The 10606-nt window shown below is 36.9% G+C and carries 8 protein-coding genes; 2 read left to right on the top strand and 6 right to left on the bottom strand.

Annotated elements, in window-relative coordinates:
• Window positions 1–215: 215 nt before the first annotated feature.
• The 3 genes from B1NLA3E_RS09615 to B1NLA3E_RS09605 all read right to left on the bottom strand — a co-directional run bounded on the left by B1NLA3E_RS09615 (window position 216) and on the right by B1NLA3E_RS09605 (window position 3166).
• Window positions 216–620 carry a calcium-binding protein gene (locus B1NLA3E_RS09615; protein ID WP_015593650.1) on the bottom strand — a complete coding sequence of 135 codons (405 nt, stop codon included), beginning with the start codon at window positions 618–620 and terminating at the stop codon, window positions 216–218.
• A gap of 281 nt (window positions 621–901) precedes the next feature.
• A complete protein-coding gene (locus B1NLA3E_RS09610) occupies window positions 902–1084 on the bottom strand; it encodes a Fur-regulated basic protein FbpA (RefSeq protein WP_015593649.1) in 183 nt (60 codons plus the stop codon).
• Between the two features lie 345 nt (window positions 1085–1429).
• Complete coding sequence (locus B1NLA3E_RS09605; RefSeq protein WP_015593648.1) at window positions 1430–3166, bottom strand: acyltransferase family protein; 1737 nt, start codon at window positions 3164–3166, stop codon at window positions 1430–1432.
• Window positions 3167–3942: 776 nt separating this feature from the next.
• On the opposite strand from B1NLA3E_RS09605, the gene B1NLA3E_RS09600 reads away from it, so the two are divergent.
• Window positions 3943–4794 (top strand): protein-glutamine gamma-glutamyltransferase, encoded by an 852-nt coding sequence (locus B1NLA3E_RS09600; protein ID WP_015593647.1) that lies wholly within the window; start codon window positions 3943–3945, stop codon window positions 4792–4794.
• A 211-nt stretch (window positions 4795–5005) separates the two neighbouring features.
• On the opposite strand, the gene B1NLA3E_RS09595 is transcribed toward B1NLA3E_RS09600, so the two are convergent.
• The 3 genes from B1NLA3E_RS09595 to B1NLA3E_RS09585 form a co-directional block, all read right to left on the bottom strand.
• The gene (locus tag B1NLA3E_RS09595; RefSeq protein WP_236619622.1) at window positions 5006–5932 is read right to left on the bottom strand and encodes a DMT family transporter; all 927 of its coding nucleotides are present in this window, start codon (window positions 5930–5932) and stop codon (window positions 5006–5008) included.
• Window positions 5933–6245: 313 nt separating this feature from the next.
• Window positions 6246–7001, bottom strand: coding sequence for a 2OG-Fe dioxygenase family protein (locus B1NLA3E_RS09590; RefSeq protein ID WP_015593645.1), 756 nt, complete (start codon window positions 6999–7001; stop codon window positions 6246–6248).
• Between the two features lie 41 nt (window positions 7002–7042).
• Window positions 7043–8233, bottom strand: coding sequence for an argininosuccinate synthase-related protein (locus B1NLA3E_RS09585; RefSeq protein WP_015593644.1), 1191 nt, complete (start codon window positions 8231–8233; stop codon window positions 7043–7045).
• A gap of 647 nt (window positions 8234–8880) precedes the next feature.
• Here B1NLA3E_RS09585 and B1NLA3E_RS09580 point away from each other — a divergent pair.
• On the top strand, window positions 8881–10437 hold the full coding sequence (locus B1NLA3E_RS09580; protein WP_083935180.1) for a bifunctional metallophosphatase/5'-nucleotidase: 1557 nt from the start codon (window positions 8881–8883) through the stop codon (window positions 10435–10437).
• Window positions 10438–10606 lie beyond the last annotated feature (169 nt).

Below are 10606 nucleotides of genomic sequence, written 5' to 3'. Positions count from 1 at the left end.
AAAATATCATTTATTCACTAATTACAGAAGAAAAGCCAATTTTCCAAAGTAGGAAGATTGGCTACACTCTTTTGATATCATTACATGCCATTATTTAATGGATTCTGGCTTCAAGTCGACACCTGCAATGACTTCATCAAAGTGCATCACATCAAATTTCATATAATCAATCATTTGTATTCACCCTGTTTCTAGTTTCATGATCTATTTATTTTCTACCTGTTTGCAAACCAAACTGCATAATCATATATAGCCTTTTTGCCCTCATCATTTAATTCAACAGCTTCTAATTCACATAATGGAAAAAGTATTTTCTTCCTACCTAATCTTGTGTTTGCAATAATTCCATACTTGTCATCAATATCATCTATTGCATGTACTTTTAATCGATCTCCTTGTTGAAAAATCGAATCATATTCTTGAACTTGAACTAATACAGCTACAAAAGGAAATATGACTACTTGCTGGATATGTGCCCTCCATGATTCTAAGATATCACCTTCATTTTCCAAATCCCCAATTATTTTTAAAATCCTTATATTTACTTCATTATCGTCATCCCAGATCATTAAATCTCCCCTTCCATTTTCATAATTTGCGTAAGCACCTTTATCATTCATACATTATTATACCTATCAAAAAAGCACCCACACAATTCTCTGTGCAGATGCAAACATTTAATATTTAATTTTCGCTAATTTACGATTAATCTCCACTTTATAAAAATCCTCTGAGTCAACTTTCGACCACCTGTTTCCTTTTCATTAATAACATCCGAAAAGTAGTTCCTAATGCGTTGGAAAGGGAATAGAGGAGTTGTTCGTGGCAACTCCACTTGTGTTAAGCGTTCAGTAATTGGGTCCGAACCCCCAACTTAAACGGTAAGATGAGTGGGGGAATATTATATAAATTGAATTGATCCAAACTCACCATGTGGATGATATTGTGATTTGAATTTCTTATAGTCAGAATCAAGTTTTAAAACCGATAGCTCATAAAGCTGCTTATCATCTTCTTTATATACATTAAAAAAAATAAGTTTATTTATTAGTTTTTGGCGTCTTTTTTCTTTCTTATTATTCATGTGAAACACTCCTTTAATCATTGAATGTTTATTATTTTATCGATTTACGAGCTCTTTCCGTTTAAGCTCCTTTATCTAGAACGACTTATATATTCATTGTTTGTTTTGTTATCCCTATTTTAAAACATATAATTCATATCTGTCAAGTATGAATTAAAATCAAACTGATAATTCAGCTTTTCAATTTGTTTGGTAAAGCGCTAGCAAAATGGTGTTATACAGGGACATATAAAGACGAATTCGCAAAGGAATTCGCCTTGTATTTTAAGTATTAGACCATTTACTGCACCAATTAGCAGGACTAATTACAACCGTTTTTGCTAGTTGTCAACGATCCCATCATTTTTATTTTTTAATGGCCTCATTAATCATACCTGCCAGCACCGTAGCTCCTTCGGATGTCAGGTGGACACCATCTGGAACAAAATAACCGGGCTGGTTTGCACTTGTTGTATACCAGTCCACCAGGGTCGTTTGTGGTGTGCTTAGTACAAAATTGGCGAGGATGTCATTAACCTCTGACTCCCACGGTCTAGGTACCCGTGTATTGACAAATATGACCTGTTTTGGATTTCCAAGAGATTGATACAGGGCTTGCAATTGATCCAAAGTAAACGGGCCATTGGTCCCAAGCTGAATAATAATCACATTCCCAAGGTTCCCATTCAACTTCAAATTGGATATTTCTGGAACCGTTTGAATCAATTGTCTTCCGACTCTTCCGTCTATGAAAATCCCCGGGATCAACTGTCTTAAATAGGGTTCTAAATTAATCATGACGGAATCACCAATGGCAGTGACTTTGGTTTCTTCAGTAATTTGCTCTAATGGAGGTTCCGGTGTTGGTTGAGCACGTGCCATAGCTGATAGTGATGGCGCTTCTGGAGGTTTGATACTCTTAGTCGCTTCTGTAGGGGGAGCTTTCAAATCGATTCCAACATTTGGATTAGGCAAAGCCAAAAAAAGAATTCCGACCAGGATCGCTATCGTACTTTTCACCATCACCGGACGGGAAATTGGACCATAACGAATCGGATTTTCAATCCAGCGATAGGATACAGCAGCCAACCCGATTGTCATAAGGACTTGGAAAGAGAATCGTGACCATTGAATTCCAGCAATATTACTGACAGGGCTACTCAGTATGATAACGGGAAAATGCCAGAGATAAATTCCGTAAGATCGTTCCCCTAACCACTGCAGCGGTTTCCATGAAAACAGTTTCCCTAACATACTCGTTGGTTGAGTAATGACGCCTATTAAAATTGCGGTTATGATCGAGATTAGAAAAAGTCCACCCTGAAACAAAAATGAGTTGTATTCATTCATTCCGAAGATAAAACCCAACAAAATAAGAAGACAAACGGTACCAAGTGCATCCAATAGCCATCTTTTCTTTTTAGAAAGAGGCGCTTTGAGTGTTTGACTTGGAAACAATATGGCCAAAGCACATCCAATTAACAATGCAAAAGCCCTTGTATCCGTTCCAAAATATACACGACTTGGATCCGCGCCTGGTTGGTAAAGCCCTGCCATCAAGGAAGCTGATCCGACAGCTATTCCTAAAGAAACCGCTAGAAGCCATTTGGAATTCGATATCCATCGTAGGCCAAACCACAGGAGCAAAGGAAACAACAAATAAAATTGTTCTTCTACAGCTAAGGACCAAAGATGTTCAAACGGTGAATTTAGACCAAAGCTCTGAAAATATGAAACCTCGTGAAAAATATACCACCAATTACTAACATAAAGGACTGCAGCCAAACTATCCTGCCGAATAACAGGAAGCTGATTTGGATGAAGGAAGTAAGACAATACAATGACAGCAATAAGCATAGTAAACAGTGCAGGCAAGAGGCGCTTGGCTCTTCGAATCCAAAAATCTTTAAAATCCAACCGATGCAACTCGTTCCATTGCCGCAGTAATATTCCTGTAATCAAATAACCCGATAGTACAAAAAACATCCCCACTCCAAGCAATCCCCCAGGTGCCCATGAGTAATGAAGGTGATAAATCATCACCACCGTCACCGCTAAGGTTCGAAGACCGTCAAGTCCATCTATGTATTGTCTACGTTGCAACTCATCTCCCCCTTTGCTTCATTTTATGTTCGATCGATATTGACCATGTACAAAAAAATTCACTCAAAAACTGCTTATATGGAATAATGTAAATCGTTCTTTGTTCTTATATTTAATAAGAGTTCTAGTACTTCTCGAATTTTTCTTTTCACAACCTAAAAATACCCCCATGCAGACCTTGAACGATCTGAATGGGGGTATTAATAATAAACGACAATTTTATTTTGGAAATCCTCATAAGATGCTAACATATCCATTATTTTAACGTTTTCAATTAACCATCGCTCTTGAAAAGCCCTATTATTTAAGAAGAAGCAGTCTCTTCAGCTATTTTCATCCATCTTTCGTGTTGCCTCATTTTTTTCTTTTCTTCATTATCAAAAAATAACCACTGCTGCTATGACCAAAAAAAAAAGAACCGGATAAAGTATATAGGTGAGATTATGTCGCGGAAAAGCTGCTCTTTATAAAATCCGTAAGTACAATTGAAAAAAAACAGGGATTCCAGCAGTCCTCATTTTTAACTTTCGCGCCCTATTCTTGAATGAACAAAAAGCTTATTTTCGCTGGTATTGTAGAACAGAGAAAAACATATTTATTTTCCTAATTCTATACAAAAAATGTGCAGGGATTAATAGATATTTCAATCTGAATTTTCCCTTGACCATATCCGGTTTAAAAAAGACAGATTTTTTTTAAAAATACACATTTAAATGATGCTCGAATACGCTAGGTAAATAATACAAATGATTCTTAAGCTTGGAATGAGGGTTAGTATGATACAACTATCGGGGATCCCTTTTCAACAAAGCGGTATGTGGCCACCTGGTTATATTGAAAGTGTAATCATTCTAAAAATGCATGAAGCTCCCGCCGTGTATTCTTATCAATCCATGGATGAATTATTGTTCGAACTCAAGTTACGAAAAAAAATCATAGAAAGTGCAAGATCCATGAGCCGAGGGCATGCGCGGTTTGCAAGCTTTGCCAAATCCCGTTGTAATCCCCGATTTTGGCATTTGACAAATACCGGAGGATTCTGGCTGAGGTATGATGTAAAACCATCTGATGCTATTCGGGACATTTATAAGAACAGTTCACTATATGCGTTTGAATGTGCCACAGCAAAAGTGATTATTTATTACGATGCTATTCTAAATAGTATTGATGAACATTTATTTAATCAATTATTCCAAAACCTCTATTTATACAGTTGGCATTTTGATCCTGATTTCGGAATACATTCTTTTTATTCTGATCATTTAATACCAGGAGATGTTGCCTATTTCAATAATCCAGACTTTAATCCCAAAACCCCTTGGTGGAAAGGAGAAAATGCCGTAGTTCTCGGAGATGGTAAATATTTTGGACATGGGTTAGGAATAAGGAACGCTGAACAAATGATACAAGCTCTGAATAAAAGGAGAAAGCCGGGGAGTAATCAATCAGCCTACCTGACAAATATAGTCACAAGCCTATCTTTTAAACAGTTGACGAATTTTTTGATGTTACAACAAAGGTTTTCCGATTATAAAATTAAGCATGCCGTTATACATCATAACGAAAGTTCGATTTCATTTGCTCGGTATCTGTTCTATTTAAATAAGGTGAACAATCGGATAACCTAATTTGTTTGTATTATTCTCCTTAACAGTTGTGTTTTTAACTAACTCTTTTATTCATTAATCAACTTTAGACAGCCCTCTTGCTGGAATTTCTTACTTACGTTAGTTTAAGTACGGACCTTTACGATAAGACACCATATATTACGAGTGTCTAGAATTTCTTAAACTGTATTCGATCATTATTGTTCTATCTTAATTAAAGCATTTATAACACTCACGCAGCTTTATTACCATTCTTTAATTGTTTTGCATCTACGTACCGGCCATAATAAGTTGCAATAATAATAATTAGACCTCCCATCCAACCAATTGCTGAAAGATGTTCGTTACCTATTAAAATAGCAAATAAAGCAGCAAATAATGGCTCTGTCCCCATTAATAACCCGACTCTTGTTGGAGATGTCTTACGGATCATTGTTAACTGAATATAAAATGCAAAAAGAGTGCTAAATATAGCTAAATAAGCAGTTAAAGACCAAAATAAAATGGAATTAGGTAAAGTAATTGAATGAATGCCATTGAATGATACTGCCATAATACCCAAACAAATAGTAGCAACACCTAATTGGATTGTGGTTAATGCACCTGAATCCATCTCTTTTTTATCTAGTGTTAATTTACTAGTAACTGTCATTTGAACAGCTCTTAAAATGGCTGCAAGTAATACAAGCATATCCCCAATATTAAATTGATATCCATGTTTTAAAGTAATCATTCCTGTGCCTACCATAGATAGAAAAACAGCTACAAGGATGCCTTTATTTAATCTATTTCTAGAAACAACAGAATCTATCAAAGGGGTAAAGACCACGGTTAAACTGATAATAAACCCTGCATTAGCAGCTGTAGTATAATTAACACCATAGGTTTCGGAAACAAAAATACCCACTAAAAATAAGCCAATAATAATTCCTGTAATCCAAGTGTTTTTAGACGCATTACGTAAATTCTTCCAAGTGAAAAGCAACATGACAACAACGGTTAATAAGAACCTTATAAATAAGAAGGAAAAAACATCATAGTCCTCTAATACAATTTTTGTAACTGCATAACTTGATCCCCAAACAATTGCAACCAACAGCAAAGAAAGGTCGGCTATTATTTCTTTTTTCTTATTTTTTCTTTCCAATAATAGATCCAAAATTTCGTGCACCTCTCTCTTCATGATTTAACTCAAGGTTTGATTAATACTATTAAAAATAAGGCTGTGTTAAAGCTCATTGTTGTTTTTTTGCACAATGTTGATTGGAGTGGAAGGCACGAAGACTCCTGCGGGAGCAGCGGGACAGGTGAGACCCCACAGGCGCTTAAGCGCCGAGGAGGCTCACCGCCCGCACCGCGGAAAGCGAGTGCCTGGAACGGAAATCAACATTCTAGTTTAACAGAGCCAAAAATAAAGAAAAGCTCATATACTATACCTAGTATATGGCTTTCTTTACCTTTAATTTTTTATACTATTCTTTAGTGAATGCTACAACTAATACATCTCTATAAGCTTCTTGTCCAGATGAATCCACTTGAATTGCCGTTGTACCGTGCATTGTTTCCTCATCATTTGCCAATATAACATCTAAAGGTTGATTGAGCGTAACCCTACCTATTTCTTTTTTCTCGTTATTATAAATTGTAGATTGGCCACCCACTATATTATTACGTCGAACCATCATTATTATAATGTAAGAAACACCATCACGATGAATTCCTTCGGGTGTTGGTAAGCCAGCAACACCTTCTTGAGCAAGAATCCGATATGGATGTATTTTGATGTTCCAATTTTGTCTTTTATTTTCAGTTTGATTAAAGACTTCTGCACACCATTTCAAAAATCCAGTAAAAAATTCATTCTCCACAACATATCCCTCAAGTGGATCAAATTGTCTTTCAATCCCACCATTAAGCGAGTTAATATATGTTGGCTGGCTATAAGGCTTATGAGGAAGAATGGAAAGGTCACCATTTTCTGATGTATAGAAAAATTCACTAAAGCGTCTATATCTATAGTTTCCATTATCACCCATGTAATTATCGAGTGTCAATGTATTCCAACTGCTAGAAAACTCATTCCAACTGTCCTTAGAAAAGAATTCTTGTTCCTTTAGTTTCACTCCATCAATAAAAACAGCACCATCAGTTTTAATCTGTTTAGAGGCCTCATTCTTCAGATGATTTTTATCAGTACTAATTAGAAGATTTTTTAGCGCTATACTCATTAATATTCCACCTATCTTTTTAATATTTTTTTATTAATATATTAAACTAATGAAGGAATTTTGATTCGTAGTCGATTTGCCTCTTCTTTTTCCCAATTGTCTCGATCCCGAATATAAATTGGTTTATTTGCACAGTAGGATATAATTTCTAAAGTATGCCAGTCTAAACGATAAGTTATAGTACCAGTAACCTTCTTAGATACATTCAATATAAACATTTCGGCTGCTTCCTTTAATGTTTCATACCATCTTCCTTCAATAGCTTCTCTTACCCAAATTTGTTCAACACTTAATTTCTCACGAATTGTCTCAGCGCCTATACATGCAGTTTCTAAATGGCGATATGCATCAAGAAGAATATGTGCTGCAGGCATTTCTCGAACTTCAAGAACTTTTTCACCACCTGCAAGATGCTCTAGTCCCGTAAAACGCCCCAATCCGTAAGCACCTACTTCTTTATTGAGGTATTCTATCATTTGCAATAAAGGCAGCTTAGTCTCATTTACACAGGTTGGAATTCCACCTTCAAAAGTAATAGATATTTGACTTGGTTCCTTAGTTGATTTTGATGAACTCCATCTATATAGTGTTTCAGGTGTTCTAAAATCCTCTGGATCATCCAAAAGACCTGACTCAAATTCTCTGCACCATAGATTTGAGTCCCCACTGTAGCTTCTTTTACTAAATGATTCAATACCGAATTTATTGAGATTTTGCGCTTTTTCCTTTCTGGAAAGAGCACTAAATTCATACGGGGTGCCATAATATCCATTAAAGTCTAATTGTTCAATTGCACCATTTAAGCGTCTTAAACTATTCTGTGATTGATTTGCTGTATGAAGAATTACATCACAATTTAAATGAGCTGCTAAATTCACCGCCTCTTTTGCAATAAGTGGGCGGGTAAGTGAAGAACTAATAGGGTGTACACCAAAATATATTGATTTTGAGGCAATAGCTGGAACAATAAAATCTTGAACAAACTCTTTTTTTCTATCCACTATAATTGACTCTGCACCTAACTTAGTTGCAAGATGTTTTATTTCTTCATAATCAAGGTCGTCTCCTAGATCAACTGATAGAGCAGTAATATTAGTGCATTTTTGTTGCGAAAGAAGATATAAAAGATAAGAACTGTCTAATCCCCCACTAAAAAGAGTCAGTACTCGAGATTCTGGAGTAATCACTTCACGTAAGTCTTCAATGCTACGTATTCTTTTATTTTTATTCAATTACCTCACCTGGTCCCTCGTTAAATTTTTTATAAACTGTCTTTTGAATTGAAGAATAATCCAGAACATTTCGTTTAATAATTTGCTCCTTTGAAAAAAAGACTGACTAATAAAACATAGGCCATTGGTAAAGAAACCCTTTTAGAGAATAGTTACAATGGAAAAACAAGAAAAAGTGACTCTTCTTTCAACACAAAAATTATAAACTAAACAACACCATCCTTTTACGTTTAGTTATTTTGGCTTTTAAAAAAATAATGTATATTTCCAATAGAATATAATATACACGACACGGAATAACAACCATATTTATACATTTTTACAATATTTTACTATAACTTCACAAAAAGTTTAAATTAACTAAATAGCACTGATAGAAAGTGGCTTATTCATATAAATTCTAAACGTACACCTTTAAGTTTAGTGACGCGTGTTTTTATCTGAAATTGAACTCTTCTCATTTTTAAATTAACTAAAAATTCACATAAAAGTTAATTGTTTTTTACAATCCTTCCTTATGCTTTAGGAGAAACCTGATAGCGGATTGGGAGGGAAAAGAAAGAGTGGGTGAAACTTTGAATAGGAACGCATTGAAAAAAGCAGTTACTGCTTTTGTTCTTACGACCACAATATCGGCGGGCTTTGTTATGGACTCCGGGAATTCGGAAACGCCAGGCGTACCCAAAAACACCAAGAATACTAAGAACCGTTTCATTCAAGTGCAAATACTCGGACTTAACGATTTCCATGGGCAATTGAACATAACTCGCAAATTTAACGGAAGGGAGTCAGGCAGAGTGGAATATCTCGCTGCCTATTTGAAGCAAAGGAAAGCGGAAAACAAAAACACACTTTTAGTTCATGTAGGTGACATGGTTGGCGGAAGCGCACCCGTATCTTCTCTTCTGCAAGATGAACCGACGATTGAAGTGTTGAACAAAATGGGCTTTAATTTAGGAACGTTAGGGAATCACGAATTTGATCAGGGTGTGAAAGAAATGATGCGGTTGATCAACGGTGGGACCAACCCGGAGGCTAGGCACTTTGAAGGTGCACAATTCCCTTATGTCTGTGCCAACGTAATTGACGAAAAGACAGGAAAACTGATTCTCCCTCCCTTTGAAATTAAAAAGTTTAATGGCATACCCATAGGAATTATCGGTGTTGTATTGAGCGATACACCCAAAATAGAGTCTCCGAATCAATTAGCTGGAGTAAAGTTCACAGATGAAGTGAAAGCAATTAATAGAGCGGTGGCAGAACTCAAAAAGCAAGGAGTAAAGGCTATCATTGTACTCGCCCACAATGGCGGCAGTCAGTCCACCCCAGAAGCAACCGCTACTGGAGAGATCGTTGATATGGCCAAAATGGTAGACGATGAAGTAGATGTGATGTTTGCCGGACATACCCACCAGTATCTAAATGCGGTAGTGGACGGAAAGCTGCTTGTTCAAGCTTATTCTTATGGAACTGCTTTCTCCGACGTCGACTTGGAGATTGATCCTGAAACTAAAGATATCGTGGCCAAAAAAGCTGAAATTGTGACCGTCTATCAGGACGCTATCAATCCAGATCCGGAAATCAAAGAAATGATAAAAAACTATGAAGCTAAAGTTGCCCCCGTCGTCAATAATGTAGTGGGAACGGCTGCAACCGACATTACAATCCCTCGAAACGAAAGCGGTGAATCCGCTTTGGGCAATCTGATTGCCGATTCGCAACGAACAGCCATGAACTCTGACTTCGCATTTATGAACCCTAGTGGAATTCGAGCTGACCTTCAAGCTGGAGAAGTCACTTGGGGAGAGCTTTTCACCATTCAACCCTTTAAAAACAACCTTGTCAAAAAGACGTTTACCGGCTATCAAATCCGCTGCCTCTTGAATCAGCAATGGCAGCAGCAGGGAATAGTGCGTATGTTGCAAATTTCCGGTTTAAAATACACGTGGGACGGAACAAAAGGAGATGGAGATAAAGTCATTGATATCTTCCGTGCTGATGGGACCCCTATTTACTCTGAAGCAAAATATACTGTTACAATAAACAGCTACCTGGCTAACGGCGGTGACAATTTCTCCGTTTTACTTGAAGGGACACACCAAGTAGATGGTCCGGTTGACCTCGATGTGTTTGAAAATTACCTGAAGCAGTTGAAGCAACCATTTTCTGCTTCGATAGACGGACGGATCCTTAAAATTCCTTAAAAAAATGCCTCTGTTAAAGCTCAACGTTGATTTTTCGCACAATGGTGATTGGAGTGGAAGGCGCGAAGACTCCTGCGGGAGCAGCGGGACAGGTGAGACCCCGCAGGAGCGTTAGCGACGAGGAGGCTCACCGCCCGCCCCGCGGAAAGCGAAGCGCCTGGAACGGAAA

Origin of the sequence: Bacillus sp. 1NLA3E (genome assembly GCF_000242895.2) — a bacterium.
Taxonomy (GTDB): domain Bacteria; phylum Bacillota; class Bacilli; order Bacillales; family Cytobacillaceae; genus Bacillus_BU.
The sequence above is the reverse complement of the archived record's forward strand: the minus strand, read 5'-3'. Positions and strand labels throughout refer to the sequence as shown.

Bases quoted from the DNA above. Each gene is read 5' to 3' on its own strand.
- B1NLA3E_RS09615 (WP_015593650.1), bottom strand. From the start codon at position 620: ATGAATGATAAAGGTGCTTACGCAAATTATGAAAATGGAAGGGGAGAT.
- B1NLA3E_RS09610 (WP_015593649.1), bottom strand. From the start codon at position 1,084: ATGAATAATAAGAAAGAAAAAAGACGCCAAAAACTAATAAATAAACTT.
- B1NLA3E_RS09600 (WP_015593647.1), top strand. From the start codon at position 3,943: ATGATACAACTATCGGGGATCCCTTTTCAACAAAGCGGTATGTGGCCA.
- B1NLA3E_RS09590 (WP_015593645.1), bottom strand. From the start codon at position 7,001: ATGAGTATAGCGCTAAAAAATCTTCTAATTAGTACTGATAAAAATCAT.
- B1NLA3E_RS09580 (WP_083935180.1), top strand. From the start codon at position 8,881: ATGGACTCCGGGAATTCGGAAACGCCAGGCGTACCCAAAAACACCAAG.